Source organism: Rossellomorea aquimaris, assembly GCF_008180865.1.
GTDB classification, from domain to species: Bacteria; Bacillota; Bacilli; order Bacillales; family Bacillaceae_B; genus Rossellomorea; species Rossellomorea yichunensis.
On sequence record NZ_VTEX01000002.1, the window covers coordinates 948282 to 966063 of the forward strand.

17 protein-coding genes and 1 other annotated feature are annotated in these 17782 nt (G+C 43.6%); of the genes, 3 read left to right on the forward strand and 14 right to left on the reverse strand.

What is annotated here, in order from left to right:
- Positions 1–68: 68 nt before the first annotated feature.
- From FZC88_RS12205 to FZC88_RS12245, 9 genes are all read right to left on the reverse strand, one after another.
- Positions 69–1586: an aldehyde dehydrogenase family protein gene (locus FZC88_RS12205; protein WP_148995053.1), complete on the reverse strand. Its 1518-nt coding sequence runs from the start codon at positions 1584–1586 to the stop codon at positions 69–71.
- A gap of 24 nt (positions 1587–1610) precedes the next feature.
- Positions 1611–2384 carry an enoyl-CoA hydratase-related protein gene (locus FZC88_RS12210; RefSeq protein ID WP_148995054.1) on the reverse strand — a complete coding sequence of 258 codons (774 nt, stop codon included), beginning with the start codon at positions 2382–2384 and terminating at the stop codon, positions 1611–1613.
- Positions 2385–2396: 12 nt separating this feature from the next.
- Entirely contained in the window at positions 2397–3176 is a 780-nt protein-coding gene (locus FZC88_RS12215; protein WP_148995055.1) for an enoyl-CoA hydratase/isomerase family protein, read from the reverse strand.
- Entirely contained in the window at positions 3169–3477 is a 309-nt protein-coding gene (locus FZC88_RS12220) for an EthD family reductase (protein ID WP_113968569.1), read from the reverse strand. Before FZC88_RS12220 ends, FZC88_RS12215 begins: the two co-directional genes overlap by 8 nt.
- 241 nt (positions 3478–3718) lie before the next feature.
- Entirely contained in the window at positions 3719–4198 is a 480-nt protein-coding gene (paaD, locus tag FZC88_RS12225; RefSeq protein ID WP_148995056.1) for a 1,2-phenylacetyl-CoA epoxidase subunit PaaD, read from the reverse strand.
- A gap of 13 nt (positions 4199–4211) precedes the next feature.
- Positions 4212–5030, reverse strand: a complete 819-nt coding sequence (paaC, locus tag FZC88_RS12230) for a 1,2-phenylacetyl-CoA epoxidase subunit PaaC (protein ID WP_148967275.1) — start codon at positions 5028–5030, stop codon at positions 4212–4214.
- Positions 5027–5383: a 1,2-phenylacetyl-CoA epoxidase subunit PaaB gene (gene paaB, locus FZC88_RS12235; protein ID WP_148995057.1), complete on the reverse strand. Its 357-nt coding sequence runs from the start codon at positions 5381–5383 to the stop codon at positions 5027–5029. The genes paaC and paaB overlap by 4 nt, the downstream gene beginning before the upstream one ends.
- A gap of 15 nt (positions 5384–5398) precedes the next feature.
- A complete protein-coding gene (paaA, locus tag FZC88_RS12240; protein WP_397541190.1) occupies positions 5399–6322 on the reverse strand; it encodes a 1,2-phenylacetyl-CoA epoxidase subunit PaaA in 924 nt (307 codons plus the stop codon).
- Between the two features lie 118 nt (positions 6323–6440).
- Positions 6441–7766, reverse strand: coding sequence for a phenylacetate--CoA ligase family protein (locus FZC88_RS12245; protein ID WP_148995059.1), 1326 nt, complete (start codon positions 7764–7766; stop codon positions 6441–6443).
- 564 nt (positions 7767–8330) lie between these two features.
- Here FZC88_RS12245 and FZC88_RS12250 point away from each other — a divergent pair.
- Positions 8331–9239 (forward strand): DUF899 family protein, encoded by a 909-nt coding sequence (locus FZC88_RS12250; protein WP_148995060.1) that lies wholly within the window; start codon positions 8331–8333, stop codon positions 9237–9239.
- Between the two features lie 39 nt (positions 9240–9278).
- Here FZC88_RS12250 and FZC88_RS12255 read toward each other — a convergent pair whose 3' ends face one another.
- Together FZC88_RS12255 and FZC88_RS12260 are read right to left on the reverse strand one after the other, a co-directional pair.
- A complete protein-coding gene (locus FZC88_RS12255) occupies positions 9279–10877 on the reverse strand; it encodes an MDR family MFS transporter (protein WP_148995061.1) in 1599 nt (532 codons plus the stop codon).
- A gap of 15 nt (positions 10878–10892) precedes the next feature.
- A complete protein-coding gene (locus FZC88_RS12260) occupies positions 10893–11351 on the reverse strand; it encodes a MarR family winged helix-turn-helix transcriptional regulator (RefSeq protein WP_148995062.1) in 459 nt (152 codons plus the stop codon).
- A gap of 334 nt (positions 11352–11685) precedes the next feature.
- Here FZC88_RS12260 and FZC88_RS12265 point away from each other — a divergent pair, with 334 nt between their 5' ends.
- A complete protein-coding gene (locus FZC88_RS12265) occupies positions 11686–12369 on the forward strand; it encodes a GntR family transcriptional regulator (protein ID WP_187443596.1) in 684 nt (227 codons plus the stop codon).
- Between the two features lie 55 nt (positions 12370–12424).
- Here the strand turns inward: FZC88_RS12265 and FZC88_RS12270 are convergent, their stop codons facing one another.
- Positions 12425–13981, reverse strand: coding sequence for an ABC-F family ATP-binding cassette domain-containing protein (locus tag FZC88_RS12270; protein ID WP_148995064.1), 1557 nt, complete (start codon positions 13979–13981; stop codon positions 12425–12427).
- 103 nt (positions 13982–14084) lie between these two features.
- Entirely contained in the window at positions 14085–15200 is a 1116-nt protein-coding gene (locus tag FZC88_RS12275) for an NAD(P)/FAD-dependent oxidoreductase (RefSeq protein WP_148967266.1), read from the reverse strand.
- Between the two features lie 249 nt (positions 15201–15449).
- Positions 15450–15661, forward strand: a binding site (T-box leader).
- 81 nt (positions 15662–15742) lie between these two features.
- Here FZC88_RS12275 and FZC88_RS12280 point away from each other — a divergent pair.
- The gene (locus FZC88_RS12280) at positions 15743–17086 is read left to right on the forward strand and encodes a sodium-dependent transporter (protein WP_148995065.1); all 1344 of its coding nucleotides are present in this window, start codon (positions 15743–15745) and stop codon (positions 17084–17086) included.
- Positions 17087–17135: 49 nt separating this feature from the next.
- Here the strand turns inward: FZC88_RS12280 and FZC88_RS12285 are convergent, their stop codons facing one another.
- Entirely contained in the window at positions 17136–17657 is a 522-nt protein-coding gene (locus FZC88_RS12285) for a superoxide dismutase family protein (RefSeq protein ID WP_397541186.1), read from the reverse strand.
- Between the last annotated feature and the right edge of the window lie 125 nt (positions 17658–17782).

A 17782-nucleotide genomic window follows, 5' to 3' on the forward strand; every position in this document is an offset into this window, starting at 1 on the left:
TTGCTTTCCCCTTTCTTGCAATAAGGGGTTGACCTTGATAGGACAACCCCTTGCTTATTTATTTCTTCTTACAAACCAAATGGGTTTAACGGACGGTTTCCGAAGTAAGAAATGATACTCTTTGTTTCTGTGTAAAGATCGAGCGTTTCAATGCAAAGCTCACGGCCGAATCCTGACTGCTTGTAGCCACCGAATGGAGTACCAGGGAATGCGGAGAACGGGCAGTTCACCATCACGATTCCGGCTTGGATCGCTTTCGATACTCTTGTCGCACGGCCATGGTTCTGAGTCCATACCGCTGAACCGAGGCCATATTCGCTATCGTTGGCCATTTTGATCACTTCTTTTTCATCTTTGAATTTCATTACCACCACAACTGGTCCAAAGATTTCTTCTTTTACAACCTTCATGTCGTGATTCACATCTGTAATGATGGTCGGCTCATACCAATAGCCTTTTTCGAATCCTTCTACTTTCGCAGGGCCTCCCCCTACTAAGACCGTTGCACCCTCTTCTTTGGCAGATTGAACATATCCGTCAATCGTGTCCAACTGATCCTGATTGATGATCGCCCCGATATGAGTTCCTTTATCGTGAGGGTCAGCCAGTTTCAGCTTCTTCGTCTTCTCAACGAATTTTTCCATGAACTCATCATAAATGTCTTCGTGAACATATAATCTGGAGCGTGCCTCACAGGACTGACCTGTATTATAGAAGATCCCGAACAGGGAACCATCCACTGCTGCATCTATATCTGCATCTTCAAATACGATGTTTGGTGACTTCCCACCTAATTCAAGAGTGACTCTCTTTAGGGTTTGAGACGCCTTTTCCATGATGTTTTTACCGATAGGAGTGGAACCTGTGAAGGCTACTTTATCAACCTTCTCATGCTCAACCAAGTAGTTGCCGACAGAAGAACCTGCACCAGGAATGACGTTCACAACACCTTCAGGAACTCCTGCTTCAATACAGATTTCACCTAGTACGATGGCTGTCAGCGGTGTAAGAGTTGCAGGTTTTACGACAACCGAGCAGCCTACCGCAATCGCCGGCGCAATTTTCCACGCTGCCATCATCAATGGATAATTCCATGGGATGATTTGGGCACATACACCGACCGGCTCTTTCTCCGCAACATTCATGAATTGGCCTGGTACATTATTAACCGTGCCACGATGGCCCACAATCGCTCCTGCATAGAATTCAAAGTCTTCGATCGCTTGCATCACTTGACCTTGTGCGGCGGATAGTGATTTCCCGCTATCCATGATCTCAAGAGAGACAAGTTCATTAAAACGTGATCTCATAATGCCTGCAATTTTATTGAGCACACGGGAACGCTTATTGATCGGGAACTTCTTCCACTTACCGTAATCAAACGCGTTTCTCGCTGCTTCAACCGCTTTTTCAGCATCTTCCACAGATGCCAGTGAAACGGCGGCAATTGCCTCACCTGTCGCTGGATTGTACGTCGTAAAGGTTTCACCTGAACCACTTTCCATACGTTGACCGTTGATCACCAATGAATAATGTTCTCTTTTCATTTCAAGGACTTCAAAGCTTTGCTCTTTTACTGTAGACATAACTCCATCTCCTTTTTGATTGAATTATTTTCCGTGAAAGGCTGGTCTTCTTTTTTCCATAAAAGCTATTACACCTTCTCGATGATCTTCTGTCTGGCCTGCGATCCGCTGGGCATAGGCTTCTTTTTCTAAGTATTCGTGGAATGATAGGTCCGAGCTTCCCTTTAATAAGCGCTTCATCAAGCCGATTGCTTTCGTCGGCATGGCGGCGATTCTTTCGGCAAACTCAGCTGTTTCTTCCTGCCACTGGTCGAGAGGGATGATTTTCGTGGCCAAGCCAAGCTTTTCAGCCTCTTCTGCTTTTATTTTTTCGCCAAAAACAGCCAGTTCCAACGCTTTTGCATAGCCAACAATCTTTGATAAATAATAAAGATTCCCTGAATCCGGGACTAAACCGACATGCACAAATGCTTGCACAAAACTCGCTTTCTCGGACACCAGCCTGAAGTCACAGGCAAGGGCCAGGCTGAATCCCGCTCCTGCCGCCACTCCATTCACAGCTGCGATAACCGGCTTTTCACACTGCTCGATTTCTTTCACCATCGGTCCGTAGTTATGGCGCAACACTTCACCATGATCCATTGATTCATCTACTTCACTCAAATCCTGCCCCGAGCAAAAAGCCCTGCCTTCACCCGTGATCACGATGGCCCTCACTTCTTCATTTCGAGAAGAGTCCTTCACTGCCTTTTGGATTTCCAGATTGAGTTGACGGATGAAAGCATTCAGTTTATCCGGGCGATTTAAGGTAATCCAGGCTACGTTATTTTTCACTTCATATTTAATGGTTTCGAACATGATGCAGCCCCCTTATTTTCCTTTGAAATCCGGTCTGCGTTTTTCCACAAAAGCTTTCATGCCTTCTTTCTGATCTTCAGAGGCAAAGAGAAGATAGAAGTTCTTACGCTCATATTGCATCCCTTCATAAATCGAAGAATCAACGGCTTTATGAACAGATTCCTTGATCAGACGCAGGGAAAGCGGTGGCTTGGCAGCTAATTTCTTCGCAAACTTCTCGGTTTCTTCTATTAATAACTCTTTCTCGATCGTTCGGTTGATGACTCCCCATTCAAGAGCCTGCGTGGCTGTAAACATGTCTCCCGACAACAACCATTCCATCGCTCTTGATTTTCCTATCAGCTTGGTGAGCCTCTGGGTTCCACCCGCTCCAGGCATGACCCCAAGATTCACTTCAGGGAATCCGAAGCTTGCATCCTCTGAAGCGAATAGAATGTCGCAGCAAAGAGCTAACTCAAACCCGCCTCCTAACGCAAACCCTTGGACCGATCCGATGATCGGTTTCTTGATCCAGGCAAGGCGGTCCCATTCCGTGAATTGGTTCAAGAGCTCTAAATCTATGGCACCGTCTTCCGCCATTTCATCAATGTCTGCCCCTGCAGCAAAGGCTCTTCCCCTACCAGATAAAACAATTGCTTTCACACTTTCGTTCCGGTCGAATGCCTCGAAAGCATTGACTAACTCCGATACCATAGGACGATTGATGGCGTTCAGAACTTTAGGTCTATTCAATTCAATAAAACCAAGTCCGTCCCTCTCGCTCACTACGATATATTCGTACTCTTTACTCATTCACTTCTTCACCGATCATAAGAGTGACTAACTCTGCGGCGAAGCCCATAAGGTCCTTCCCGGAGGCTTTGCCTTCATCGGATTTCATGGCAGCTTTCATCGCTTCATGATTGTCATAATACATTTCGCACATTAAGTAGTATTTGCCTTCTCCACCCATGGGTGAACCGACGATTTTTGTTACATCCATCTTTTTAAGGCCCGGAATTTTTGCCGTGATCGGAGCGTGGGTATTGAAGTAATGCTCATCAAATTTCTCTTTGTTTTCAGGATGCTTATACAATGCGATTAGTTTTACCATAGTGGAATCTCTCCTTTGATTTTCAATAGTTTATTTTGGTGCTATTTTTAAAAAGACAGTAGTAGTTGATTTCCGCTACAGGCGCTCGCTTTCCGCGGGGCGGGCGCCTTCCACTCCAATCAACTTTCTGAGAATCTGGTTTACTTTAACAAAACCTTACAAAACAACAATCTTTTAGAAAATAGCTTTGTAAGTAGATAGATTTAGATAAACGGTGCTAAAAGCTAAAACTTACTAAACTTCACATCATTGTCGATATTGGTTTCATGGCTTCGAACGGGTTGCGGCATTGCTTGCAGTATAGAATGCTTCTGCAGGCGGTGGGACCGAACAAATTCTCCATTGAAGTATAGGGAGAATCGCAATATGGACAATGAATCTCCCAATCTTCTTCCCCGCTGAATTGTTCAGGCGGGGGTGCGATGCCGAATTCCTTCAGTCTCTCCCGGCCATTTTCGGTTAACCTGTCTGATGTCCAGGGAGGAGAATAAACGAACTGAACCTGTACGGATTGAATTCCAAGCTGATCCCGACACGCCTTCTCCACATTCCCTTTAATAATGTCCAATGCAGGGCAGCCTACAAAGGTTGGCAGGAGTTCAATCATCAGGGCATCTTCCTGGTGGTGTATGCGATTGACCATTCCAAGATCTACAATGCTGATGGAATCAATTTCAGGGTCTTTCACTGTTTGAAGAACTTCTAAAACGGTTGCAGTCATATTCCTTCATCCTTTACCAGCTTGCTGCGGGATTTGTGTTATAAACTTCGCTTAATGTAGAAAGTGCCGTATCCAGTTCAGGAGTGTGTTCACCTAAGCGTCCATTCCCCTTTTTCATGCTTACCTTCGGAGGAAAGGATAGTTGAGTCGATTGGAAGACCGGTTGAAGGGCAACCTCCCATCGTTTCGATAAATTCTCTTCTCCTTCGATCAGCGCCATAATAGACATCTCTTTTCCATTTGGCCCAAGGGTGAGCACTCCCTGAAATTCATCCAATACTCGTTCAATCGCCTTATTCATTCGCTCCCTTGCTTCACCGCCGGCATTCATTAATTGAATGAACCAGGTTTTCCAGTGCAGCAGGTGATAATATAATTCTGTGTTGATTTTGATCGCCATCTCGGCAAGTGGTTCATAGGAGGAGTTCTTTAATGAGTCAATTCGTACCTTTTTGCTGACGCTGTAAAAATAATGTCTTACAACAGCAAAGGCCCAGTCGTAGCGGGGTTCTTGCAAGTAGTGACCGGGTCCATTCACTTCTTCCAGCAAAATGGCATTCCTTCGTTCTGACGCCTTCCTCCCATGTGCCAGGTGGTCCTGATCCCCTTCCCCTAACTCTTCCAGGAGCTGATAGAACATTGTGGCATGCCCCATCGTGTCTTGATTAATCGATGAAAACGCGACATCCTCTTCAATATGAGGAGCGAGTCCCAACCATTCAGACCCACGGTAAGCAAGGATGAAATCATCGTCGGCCAGTTGATAGAGAAGGCTCAGAAGCGCTTCTTTATAATCTGCACTCGGGATGTCATTTGGACTATTCACTTTCATTTCTTCTTCACCAACTCTCCCCATGACATGATTTCTTTCTCATCGAGCATTTCCTGTTCGTACTGTCTCCACTTCTTCTTAAGATAACCGTAGCCTTTGGCGTTCCGATAATCTTTATTATCAAGACGACCGACACTCTCTCTTTCCTCGGGTGACATCATCCGGACGTCCGACCGCTTCACAACCCATATATCCGAGACCGGCTCTCTTCTCATGAAATTCTCTTGAGCCATCACCATGGCAAGCTCATGGTTGGGTGCTAATAGACTGAATTGATGCTGCATCTGCGCCCCGTCCGTCCTCTTACTAAACACTTCAAATTCCTGATAAAAGTTCTGCCCCTTGTCAGACATCCAACTCATTCCTTTCTAGCTTACTTGGTCACTAGGGCTTAATGCTTCGCGAACCCACGCATTATTGTCGTAGGATAATTCTCTTAAACGAAGGCGATCCTTTGATTTCGGACCTTTGTTCCGAATGATTTCCTTGAAGCGGTTCCAGTCGGGCTGCTTATAGATCCATAAATCCTGTTCTTCATCGAAGTACATCGTCTCATCGGGAAGAGTCAGTCCTAACGACAGCATCCTTGGGACATATTTGGTGAAAAAGTCCTGTCTCAGCTGTTCATTTGTTTTCGTCCGGATGTTGTATTTAATGGTGATGTCCTGTTTAGAGGAACCTGTCGTTTTCGCATCACCCGGTCCAAAGAACATAAGAAGCGATTCCCACCAGCGGTCAACTGCATCCTGAACTAATGCCCTTTGATCGGGAGTTCCTTCTGCCAGGGCCATGATGATGGCTTCACCATGCTGTGCGTGGAACACTTCTTCCGCACAAATTCGTTTAAGCGCCCGGGCATATGGACCGTATGAGGCATGGAGCATATTCGTCTGTGTGATGATCGCTGCCCCGTCCACAAGCCAGCCGATCAATCCAGCGTCTCCCCAGGTAGGTGCCTCCATGTGAAAGACGTTATGAAACTTTAAATCTCCTGAAAACAAATCTCTCATAATGTGCTCACGTGATTTCCCGTAAGGCTTCATTAAATCTTCCGCTACACGAAGCAAAAGCTGTCCATGGCCCATCTCGTCCTGAACCTTCGCCATGATTCCAAGCTTCCTTCTTAGTGTAGGTGCTTTCGGTACCCATTCCTTCTCTGGAAGTGCCCCCATGATTTCACTGATCCCATGCATGGATATCAGCTTGATCAGTGCATTCCTATACTCATCAGGCATCCAATCATCCGCTTCAATCTTTTCATCATTTTCAATCTTTTTCATAAAATGAGTCATACGCTCTTCTTCCGTCAGGTGTTGGTTTGATAATACGTCACTCACTGTAGTTCCTCCTTTATCACACAGTTGAAACGCTGTCGCTATATTGTGTGATAACTATTTTTCTCAAAAAAATTTATTGAAACATTGCTTCTCCTCTAAGATCCACAATCCGGATGGCTTTCCCTTCTGAACGGGGGATTTCTCTCGGTCCCCTGATTTTCACATCCATGGAAACATAGCAACGATCTTTCATGAGGCTTTTCACTTTTGCTTCCAATTGATTGATTCCTTCATGCTTTATGTCTTGAGACATTCCTTGGTAGCATTCATCCGTGACCTCAACCTGCAACTCCACCAAATCGAGTGCCCCTTTTTTCTTTAAGTGAACCTGATAATGTGGTGCAAGCTCACTTATCTGAAGCAGGAAATGTTCCATTTCTGATGGAAATACATTCACTCCCCTGATGATGAGCATGTCATCCACTCTTCCCTTGACACGTGACATCTTCACCGTCGTTCTTCCACACGAGCATCTCCCGTGCTTAATCGACGCAATATCACCGGTTCTATAACGGATGATCGGAAAGGCTTCCTTCGTTAAACTTGTAAACACAAGCTCACCGACTTCCCCCTCTGGTAAAGGCTCTAATGTCTCAGGGTTTATGACCTCCACCAGGAAATGATCCTCTGCAATATGAAGGCCATCCTGAGCTTCGTGGCATTCCATGGCAACTCCCGGGCCGATCACTTCACTTAAGCCATAAATGTCACACGCTTTAATATCGAGCTTTTTCTCCAACGTTTCTCTCATCGCATTCGACCAGGGCTCTGCCCCGAATATTCCATATTGTAAGGATAGTGAAGCTGGATCCTTCCCTTGTACTTCCATTGTTTCTGCTAAATTGAGTACATAGGACGGCGTGCCGCATATGACCGTCGGCTGAAAGTCTTCCAGCAAAGTGATTTGTCTGGACATGTTTCCACCTGATACCGGTACCGTGATCATTCCAAGCTTCTCACTTCCATAATGAAGACCCAAACCTCCTGTAAACAGTCCGTATCCGTATGCATTATGCAGGACATCTCCAGGTTTTCCACCTGACATGGCAATGGCCCGGGCCACAATTTCTCCCCACATGTTAATATCGCTCTGGGTATACCCTACAACCGTTGGCTTTCCACTTGTTCCGGAAGATGCGTGGACCCTTACCATTTCTTCACGCTTGACCGCGAACAGGCCAAAAGGGTAATGCTCCCGTAAATCATTCTTTTTTGTAAGCGGTAACATTTTTAGGTTTGACAAAGACGTTATATCCTGTGGCTTCAGACCTCTCCTGTCAAATTGCTCACGATAAAAAGGGACTCTTTCATACACATAAGCAGCAATATGTTGTAATCTCTCCAGTTGAAGGCGTTCCATTTGCGATCGACTGGCAGTTTCAATCTCATGCAAAATCAACGTATCGGCCTCCTGTCACTATATAAAAATATATTTATATAACGTTATTAATTCGTTTATGTAATTATGTGTTATATTTATCTACTCAAAAGATAACGTTTCTGCTGAATATTGTCAATATATTTTCAGAAAATTCCTTCAAAGAAAATTCGGTGACGGATAGGTGAGAAGCGAGCTAGTGGAAAGGTATCTTTATTGGAATCGGCATAAAGGGGTATGAGAATCCGTTTCGCCGTTAAATTTGGAATTTCGCTGATAAAATCAAAAATACGCCGTTATTTGTACCCTAGTGATATAAACCAACCAAAGCATGGGTAAAATTTACCTTTAGTTGCTTCCATTGAGGCACAGAAAAATGCAAACCACCCTTTATAAGTTCTATTTTCTAAAAAATATTGCATTTTCTAAGTAAATGTCCCTTTCTTCATGTCTTAAGGTGATTGATTTGTAGCTTCAAATCGTGATCACCAACCATTCTCCTTCCCTATACATCAAAGGCTCACCCCAAAAGAAGGACATCCCATCCCAATAGAGAAATCTTACCTATAACAAGGAGGCTATAAAATGACCACATACGAAGGAACAAGAATGATCCAGGCTTTAGAGTTGGAAATCATGGAAAAGAAAAAGCAGCTTGCACAGCTGCGCAAAGAACAAACGCCGCAAAAGGTTGAAAACTACCTCTTTTTAACAACTGACCAGAAAACCGTTACACTAGAGGAGCTTTTCAAAGACAAGGATGAACTTATTATCATTCATAATATGGGGAGGAATTGCCGATATTGTTCCATGTGGGGGGATGGCTTTAATGGAGTGTATCATCATTTGTTAAGTCGTTGTGAATTTGTTCTATCCTCTCCAGACGACCCGGCCGTTCAAGAAGACTTTGCGGCTTCAAAAGGGTGGTCCTTTCCGCTTGTATCATCGAAAGAGAACACTTTCTCAGAAGATCTCGGGTTTAAAAACGAGAATACCTCCATGCCGGGGGTATCCACTTTCAAGAAAAGTGAAGAAGGAATGATTTATCATTGCAGCTCCGCATACTTCGGTCCAGGAGATGAATATTGCGTCATTTATTCCTTACTGGATTTATTACAGGCTCCATCAGAAGATTTTGTCCCTCAGCTGAAGCATAACCATCGTTCATCCTTTCAGCTTACTAACAATATTGCCGTTGGAGTGAACCATTATCATGAGGCGATTCAATTTTACACGAAGATCATCGGAATGAAGGTTGAAGAGCGGGGAGCAAATGAAACAAAGTTCTCGATGAATGGTCGGAATTTCTTCATTGAAGATAGTGATCATAACACCGTGCATTTCGAATTTGCTGTGGATGATTTTGAAAGAAGTAAGCAAAAGCTTCTGGACAGCGGCTGTAAGGTAGACCATGTCTATCATGGAAAAAGTGAAATGATATCTGATCCGTTTGGATTAAAGTTTCATTTGTATGAAGTCCGTAAAACCAACTAATAAAAAGCTTGCTTTGAAATTCAAAGCAAGCTTTTCTTATTATTCAGTAGCCGGTTTAAGCGTTGTCTCCTCTTTGATCGCTTCTTCCTGCAACTCTTTATCTCGTTTGATTCTTCCATTTCCGACTGACAGGGCTACTCCCACGCCAATCGCGATAAAGATTAAACCAGTTAAGAATACAGTTGTGAAGGCATCAGACCATGCTGTTTCAATGGAAGCAATCACGATGCTGCCTACCTCTTTCGGAACATCAAGTAAACCTGGTGTTACAAGCAGGCCGAACAATGCATCTGTTTTCTCACTTAACCCTGCAAGGATTTGACTTGCAGCTGGATTATCCTGCTGTGCCGTCACTTCCTTCATATTCTCTTGAAGTGATTGATTCATAACGGCGTTCAATACTGTAATCCCAATCGTTCCACCGATCGAGCGGAAGAAGGTGGCCGATGAAGTGACAGCCCCCAATCGGGACTTAGGGAATTCATTTTGAACAGCAATCATAAGTGTTGGCATCACCAGTCCCATTCCAAATCCCATGACCACCATAAAAAAGTATGCTGTATATTCTTTAGAATCCGGACCCATCGTACTCATCAAGAAAAAGCCGACTACAGTAGTGAGCATACCTGCCGTAAGGACGGTGCGGTATTTCAGTTTCAGTAATAATCTTCCTCCGATGATACTTGCCATAATCATCGCGATCATCATTGGAGTCATGGTGGAACCTGCCTGGGTTGGTGTAACTCCGAGAATCCCCTGCATGAACATCGGTACAAACATAATCGCTCCGAACATTCCTAGACCCAGCAGGAAACCTAACGCATTCGTCGTCGCAAACACTCTATTCTTAAACAGGCTTAGATCCAGGATTGGTTCTTTTGCTTTGTTTTCGATGAAACCAAACAGAAGCAGTAACACGATGGAACCACCAAAAATCAGAAAGCTTGTTCCTGACGTCCACTCGAATTTGTCTCCTCCGAAATTCAAGCCTATCAATAAAAGCACTAACGCCGGAATCAGGGTAATGATCCCTAAATAATCTATGCTCACCTTATCTGTCGGGCGTCCAACGTTTTCATACTTCAAACCGATGAACAATAGAAGCGCAGATAATAAACCAAATGGTACGTTAATCAAGAAAATCCAGTGCCAGCTGATTGTATCAACGATAAAGCCCCCAATAAATGGACCGATAACGGAGCTTAAACCGAATAGCGCTCCAAACACCCCCTGCCACTTGGCGCGCTGCTCAGCCGTGAAGATATCTCCAATGATCGTTTGGGATAGAGGCATGATCATTCCTCCACCAATCCCTTGAAGACCGCGATATAACACAAGCTGTTCCATGGAAGTGGCCGTTGCACACAGTCCCGATCCAATGATAAAAATGATGACTCCGATTAAATACAATAATCTCCTGCCATATAAATCCGATAATTTCCCGACAATCGGAGTAACGGTAGTAGAAGTAATCAGATAAGCCGTGGTCACCCACGCAAAAATGGAAAAGCCGTTCAATTCAGCAATGATCGTTGGCATTGCTGTCCCTACTACGGTTTGTTCGAGGGCACTAAAGAACATCCCGATGATCAGGCCAGTCAGAACTAAGCGTTTATTAATCCCTGGTTGTATGGACATAATATGTTTCTCTCCTTATTCTTCTGTTGTTTGATTTTCCACGGCTGAAGCGAGCTTTTCATATATCATGACAAGTTGATTGACATCTTCTTCATCAAGAAAAGCCAGATAGCGTGAAAAAATTTCTCTTCTTTTGGCTTTTGCCTTCTCAAAAACCTCATGTCCCGCCGCTGTTAGATCCAGTTTCACGATGCGTCGGTCCTTTTCATCCCTTTCCCGGGTGACAAAGTCATTTTTGAGTAATCGGTCGATCATGACCGTAATCGCACTGGGCTTTACGTCCAGCCTATCTGCAAGTTCCGTCGATTTTGTACCTTCTGATGCAGATAAGAGATAAAGAATATAAAACTGAGGACCTGTTAAATTCATTTCTTTCAATGAAGAAGTCAGATCTTGTTGAATATGTCTGTTCGAGGTTTGAAATGCATTGAACAAACGATCTATATAAGAATGCTGGATATGCTTCGGGTCCATCTTGCGCCTCCACTTCTATTCAATCCATTAATATTTAACCTATTTAAATATTAATTAGGTTATGTAAAAAAGTCAACGATTTTTTCTCCCTGACATCTGTTGAATAAAAGTCAGAAAAAAATCCATATTAAAAACTTTTTCAAGTAAATGCTTACATGTGAATTTACATTTTTTCTTATGAACGAAGTCTGGGGACAGAATTTTAAATCATTCGCTTAAAAGGATGATCCGGTCAGGTGTCATTTTAGACATTCGGAGACAACTGATTTTGGATCGGCCTCTTTTTCGTATATGATAGACATTATGAAATAATAGACCTGAATGGATGATGAACGTGAAAAAGAGACAAACCGCAGAGTTTAGAGTGTATGGGCAACTGAAGGATGCCTTACTTGCCAGAAAGATTGCTCCCGGTACCCAGCTTGTGGAACAAATCATCTCTCTGAAGATGGATGTGAGCAGAACCCCCATCCGGCATGCGTTGAAACGACTGGAAGCCGAAGGACTGGTTCAGATCATTCCGAATCGAGGCGCATTTGTCGTCCATCCTACAAAAGAAGAGATTATATCTTTCTTTGAATTAAGGAAAGAACTAGAATTCCTTACGGTCAAATATGGCCTCCCAAAGGTGAAAAAAGCACATATGTCAAAGCTTTATGCATTTCTTGAAGATGAACAGGAAACCTATAAACAAAAGGATCTGTTAAAATATGTCGAGCTCAATAAACAGTTTCATTTATTCCTTGCAGATGTGAGCGGGAATAAATTCCTGATACGATATATGGATGAAATGCTTACTCAGTCTAACGTCTATCTGTTTTTATTTGATGTGTTTTATCATGTGGAACCGGGTGAGAACGTGCGTTTCCGCGAACATGAAGAAATGGTGAAGGCGATTGAAAACAAAGATCAGCAAACACTTTTGGAACTGATCGATCTTCATATGAAGCATAGTTTTGATGATTTGAGACTGGATGATAATGGGTATTCTTCACTTGAGTCTGTTTTAGTAGATTAATGTACGAAAAAAGCCGGTTCCCACCTTGTCTTTGCGTGGGAATCGGCTTTTACAATTAGAATAATTTCGTTGTCCAGTTTTCACAGTTCCATACTTCTGTCGCCACATCCTGATAGAATTCAGGTTCGTGACTGATTAAGAGAACGGTGCCTTTGTATTCTTTAAGGGCCCTTTTCAATTCTTCTTTTGCCTCAACGTCCAAGTGATTGGTCGGTTCGTCGAATACAAGGACGTTCGATTCTTTGTTCATCAATTTACACAGGCGGACCTTCGCTTTTTCTCCACCGCTGAGCACTTCTACCTTGCTTTCGATATGCTTTGTCGTCAGGCCGCATTTCGCCAGGGCAGCACGCACTTCCGCTTGATTGAAGGAAGGGAACTCATTCCACACCTCTTCAATACAAGTGTTATTATTCTTAGTCTTGATTTCCTGTTCAAAATAACCGATATGAAGATAGTCTCCAAGCTCCACTGAACCTGAAATGGGTTTGATTTCTCCCAAGATACTTCGTAGTAGAGTCGTCTTTCCGATACCATTGGCTCCAGATAGAGCAATCTTCTGACCGCGTTCCATCTTGAGGTTCAGTGGCTTCGACAATGGTTCATCATAACCAATTACAAGGTCTTTTGTTTCAAAGATGACCCTGCCAGCGGTTCTCGCTTGTTTGAAATGGAACTCTGGCTTGGGCTTTTCGGCAGCCAGTTCAATCATATCCATCTTATCCAGCTTCTTCTGACGGGACATCGCCATGTTACGAGTAGACACACGTGCTTTATTGCGGGCTACGAAATCCTTCAGTTCTGAAATTTCCTGCTGTTGTCTCTTAAAGGCAGACTCAAGCTGTTGCTTCTTCATTTCATGGACGCGTTTGAATTCATGGTAGTCTCCAGCATAACGATTCAGCTCTTGATTTTCCATATGATAAATAAGGTTAATGACACTATTTAAGAATGGAATATCATGTGAGATCAGGATAAACGCATTTTCATATTCCTGCAGGTAGCGTCTCAACCAATTGATATGTTGTTCATCAAGATAGTTGGTAGGCTCATCGAGTAATAGAATTTCCGGTTTTTCCAGTAAAAGCTTCGCCAGTAAGACTTTCGTTCTTTGTCCTCCACTTAAATCGTGAACATCCTTATCCAAGCCGATATCATCTAATCCCAGGCCTCGCCCGATTTCTTCCACCTTTGCGTCAATGATATAAAAATCATTATTCGTAAGGGCATCTTGAAGTGTCCCGGTTTCTTCCAGCAATCCTTCCAGCTCTTCTGGAGTGGCTTCTCCCATTTTGGCAAATAACTCATTCATTTCCGTTTCCATGTCAAACAGATATTGAAAGGCTGTTTTCAATACATCCCGGATCGTCATTCCCTGCTTCAGCTGAGCATGCTGATCTAAGTAACCGATACGGATTCGCTTCGCCCATTCCACTTTTCCTTCATCAGGCTCAAGCTTTCCTGTAATGATATTCATAAATGTAGACTTTCCTTCTCCATTGGCACCGATCAAGCCGATATGCTCACCCTTTAACAAACGGAAAGAAACGTCATTAAAAATCGCACGGTCACCGAAACCGTGAGTCAAATTTTGAACTGATAATAAACTCATATTGTAAACACCTTTTCTTTATATACTAAAATTCGCTCCCTTTATTATAAGGGTCATTACGCTTAGAAGATAGAGGGAAATAAGCTGGTGTTTTTTTCTTTCTTTACCCGATGGCCCCTGCTACATCATAGTCAGAAGGATCCAGTTCCGTAGGTTCACCAAGTGCAAGCTTCGCAAGCTCCGAACCAAGATACGGGCCGACCGTCAATCCAGATGCTCCAAGCCCATTCGCTACCAACACCCCAGGAAGTCCCGGCATCGCTCCGAAAACGGGGAGAAAACCGGGAGTGAATGGTCGAAACCCCACCCTTGTTTCAATCACTGTACTGTTATGGATGCCGGGTGCCACTTCCATCGCTTTGTGAAGAACTTCATGTAAACCACCTGCTGTTACCCGACGGTCGAACCCCATCTCATTTTCATGTGTGGCTCCTGCTACGACTCTTCCCTCAGGAAAAGCAAGAAGATATTGGTCATTTGGCGGCATGACAACAGGCCACCCACTCGTTTCTTCCCCCTTTACCTCTAAATGAAGAATTTGCGCTTTTTGCGAAGATACTAAAAAGTTTATTCCCATCGGTTCAAAAAGTGCCTTCGCCCAAACACCTGCAGTGACGATCACTTCATCTGCTTCCAGCTTTTCTTCATCCATTGTAACGCCTGTGATCCTGTTATGATCTTTCAGAAGCTTGGCATCCCCTTGTCGGAATATCGCCCCATTCTTTTTGGCTCCGTTTATAAGCGCCTGCCGCATTGCTCTTCCGTCAACTCGTGCAGCCCCACTTACATGAACAGCTTGATATTCCTCAGATAAAAGCGGGAAATGTTGACGTGTTTCCTCAGCTGTAAGAAGAGTGAGTTCACCGATTTCAGGTGCATCCTCCCTGCGTTTTTCCGCTCTCTCCACCATTTTCCGAAGTTTATTTTCATCGGTATGAAGGCTGATCGCCCCTACACGCTTATACCCTGTCTCAGTTTCTCCATCCGCTTCCAGCTGCTGAATGATTCCCGGATAATACTTCGCCCCACCTTTGGCCAGTCGATACCACACTTTATTCCGACGTTGGGAAAGCCAAGGACAGACAATTCCCGCTGCGGCATCGGTTGCTTGTCCAGGGTCTTGACGGTCAACTACTGTTACGTGCGCTCCGGCCTTAGCAAGATGGTAAGCCGTAGAAGCTCCAAGAATTCCAGCTCCGACAACAATATATGATTTCATTTAAAACACCTTTTCATTACGTTTTTTCTTTATTTTACTTGAGAAGAAAGGGGAACTCAATGAAGGTGCGGTTTTCAAGGAATGTGATCTTGTTGTACCAGGTACATTTCAGAACATCTGTACCTGGTACTACTAACATCACTACACCCCCCAAATACCACCAACAATTCCAGACAATTCTCACTACTTTTTTCGAAATAGATTGACAAGTTGTTTTGATTCATGATAAAAATTGTATAACCTAATATTGAATAAGCTTTGATGGAAACAAGTAGCGAACATTTCCCTGTTAAAGAGAGCCGGTGGTTGGTGTGAACCGGTACAAAGATGATTGGTGAATTTCGATTCCTGAGCTTCTTTTGACGAGATCAAAAGACGGTTAAGGCCGTTATGTGTGAAGAGTGATGAGAAATGTTTTCTCATAACTAGGGTGGTACCGCGATATCCAAATCGTCCCTACGATATGTAGGGGCGATTTTTTTGTTGTTTTGCACCGTCCCCCACACGTCAATAATGAACAGAAAACTGAGAGGAGAATAAGAATGAGTCAACGCGAACAATGGTCATCAAAGATCGGCTTTATATTAGCGGCAGCAGGGTCTGCGATTGGATTGGGGGCAATTTGGAAATTCCCTTATATCGCCGGTCAAAATGGAGGTGGAGCATTCTTCCTGATCTTCATTCTATTTACTTTATTACTCGGACTTCCACTACTGCTTGCTGAATTCTCAATCGGACGGACATCCGGAAGCAATGCCGTTGATTCGTATCGAAAAATCGCCCCTGGTACACGCTGGCACTGGGTCGGGATTCTTGGGATGATTACATCCTTTATCTTACTTTCCTTCTACAGTGTGATCGGGGGATGGATTGTCGTTTATTTATTTAAAGCCATTACGGGTCAATTGAATGATCTTTCCTCGGATCAATACGCAGAAGTATTTGGTGCAACGATCTCAAATCCTGTAACAAGTGTGTTTGTTCAATTCCTTTTCATCTTGATGACCATCATCGTGGTTGCTAAAGGGGTACAAAAAGGTATTGAACTGGCAAGTAAAATCATGATGCCGGCATTATTTATTTTATTTATTCTTTTGGTCATTCGTGCTGTAACCCTTGATAACGCCATGGATGGTATCACATTCTTGTTGCAACCTGATTTTTCAAAGGTAACATCACAAACGATATTAGAAGCGATGGGACAATCGTTCTTCACGCTAAGTGTGGGTGTATCGGTGATGGTGACATATAGCTCTTACCTGCCGAAAACACAGAGCCTGCCAAGATCAGCCATATCCATAGTGGCTATGAATATCTTCATCGTTCTGTTAGCAGGCTTGGCCATTTTCCCGGCAGTCTTTGCCTTTGATTTAGAACCTGGGGCGGGCCCGGTATTACTGTTTAATGTTTTACCGACCGTGTTCAGTCAACTTCCTTTTGGAATGTTCTTCTTCATTGCTTTCCTTGTCCTGTTCTTGTTCGCTGCATTAACTTCCGCGTTCTCCATGCTCGAAATCATTGTTTCGGTCATTTCAAAAGGAGAACCTGAAAAGCGTAAAAAATGGTCTTGGATCATCGGACTTGCCATCTTTGTTTTCGGTATTCCATCTGCATTATCATTTGGGATACTTGGGGATATCACGCTATTCGGTAAGACCATTTTTGACTTGGCTGATTTCGCTGTCAGCAATGTGCTGCTTCCGATTGGAGCACTGCTTATCGCATTGTTCGTACCTATGAAAATGAAGAAAACAGCACTGTACGAAGAATTGAAGCATGGAAGCGGATTGAAGAGGGGACTATTCGAAACCTGGTTCTTCCTGATCCGTTATTTGGCTCCGTTGCTAATCATTATTGTCATGCTTGATGTATTGGGCCTGTTCTAATAGATGATAAAAAAGGGTTGACCTGTCTAATAAGGTCGACCCTTTTTCATTAGACCCCATATCCCATAACGACTCCGCATGCGAGCCGTTTCCCCGCATCTCCTGAGGGCTGGGACCTGTAGTCATCCGGGCTTTGATGGATGATGACCCCTTTGCCTATGACGTCTTTCACTTTGAATTTATTCGTAAAAAAGGACATTTTAGCGTATCCGTCATTTGAGAACAATACAGGAAAATCACCCGCATGATTACCATGAGGCTGATTCGTCGGATTCCAATGTCCGCCGGCAGAAGAGAAAGGTTCCTTTGGATCTCCTATTTCACAGACTCCTTTTTCATGTAAGTGAAATCCATGGGGCCCGATCGGGTTTTGGTCACCTTTTCCTTCCTTATATAATGGTAATCCTGTTATCTCTGCATATACTTCCACCCCATTTTGCACTTCCCGAAAAAAAACATACCCCTGCAATCCTGGTGCTAATGGACCTCCCTGTATTTGAGCGAAGGCCATGTTAGGAGCGTTTCGATAATATGAATAACCAGGATGGCCATATTGATAATAATTCATCATTGGTTCACCTTCCTTCAAGACATTTTATGTTGAAAGTCTGGGTGACATGATGAAAAAAACAGAACTTCACTTTTTATCCAAACGTTTGTTTAACCTCTGATAACCTTGTCTACTCAATAGTTCAT

Excerpts from the sequence above, each read along its gene's own strand:
- FZC88_RS12275 (WP_148967266.1), bottom strand. The coding sequence starts at position 15,200 with ATGAAATCATATATTGTTGTCGGAGCTGGAATTCTTGGAGCTTCTACG.
- FZC88_RS12285 (WP_397541186.1), bottom strand. The coding sequence starts at position 17,657 with ATGATGAATTATTATCAATATGGCCATCCTGGTTATTCATATTATCGA.
- paaC (WP_148967275.1), bottom strand. The coding sequence starts at position 5,030 with ATGAAAGTGAATAGTCCAAATGACATCCCGAGTGCAGATTATAAAGAA.
- FZC88_RS12255 (WP_148995061.1), bottom strand. The coding sequence starts at position 10,877 with ATGTCCATACAACCAGGGATTAATAAACGCTTAGTTCTGACTGGCCTG.
- FZC88_RS12215 (WP_148995055.1), bottom strand. The coding sequence starts at position 3,176 with ATGAGTAAAGAGTACGAATATATCGTAGTGAGCGAGAGGGACGGACTT.
- FZC88_RS12260 (WP_148995062.1), bottom strand. The coding sequence starts at position 11,351 with ATGGACCCGAAGCATATCCAGCATTCTTATATAGATCGTTTGTTCAAT.
- FZC88_RS12270 (WP_148995064.1), bottom strand. The coding sequence starts at position 13,981 with ATGAGTTTATTATCAGTTCAAAATTTGACTCACGGTTTCGGTGACCGT.
- paaA (WP_397541190.1), bottom strand. The coding sequence starts at position 6,322 with ATGACTCATTTTATGAAAAAGATTGAAAATGATGAAAAGATTGAAGCG.
- FZC88_RS12280 (WP_148995065.1), top strand. The coding sequence starts at position 15,743 with ATGAGTCAACGCGAACAATGGTCATCAAAGATCGGCTTTATATTAGCG.
- FZC88_RS12205 (WP_148995053.1), bottom strand. The coding sequence starts at position 1,586 with ATGTCTACAGTAAAAGAGCAAAGCTTTGAAGTCCTTGAAATGAAAAGA.
- paaD (WP_148995056.1), bottom strand. The coding sequence starts at position 4,198 with ATGACTGCAACCGTTTTAGAAGTTCTTCAAACAGTGAAAGACCCTGAA.
- FZC88_RS12250 (WP_148995060.1), top strand. The coding sequence starts at position 8,331 with ATGACCACATACGAAGGAACAAGAATGATCCAGGCTTTAGAGTTGGAA.
- FZC88_RS12210 (WP_148995054.1), bottom strand. The coding sequence starts at position 2,384 with ATGTTCGAAACCATTAAATATGAAGTGAAAAATAACGTAGCCTGGATT.
- FZC88_RS12220 (WP_113968569.1), bottom strand. The coding sequence starts at position 3,477 with ATGGTAAAACTAATCGCATTGTATAAGCATCCTGAAAACAAAGAGAAA.
- paaB (WP_148995057.1), bottom strand. The coding sequence starts at position 5,383 with ATGTCTGACAAGGGGCAGAACTTTTATCAGGAATTTGAAGTGTTTAGT.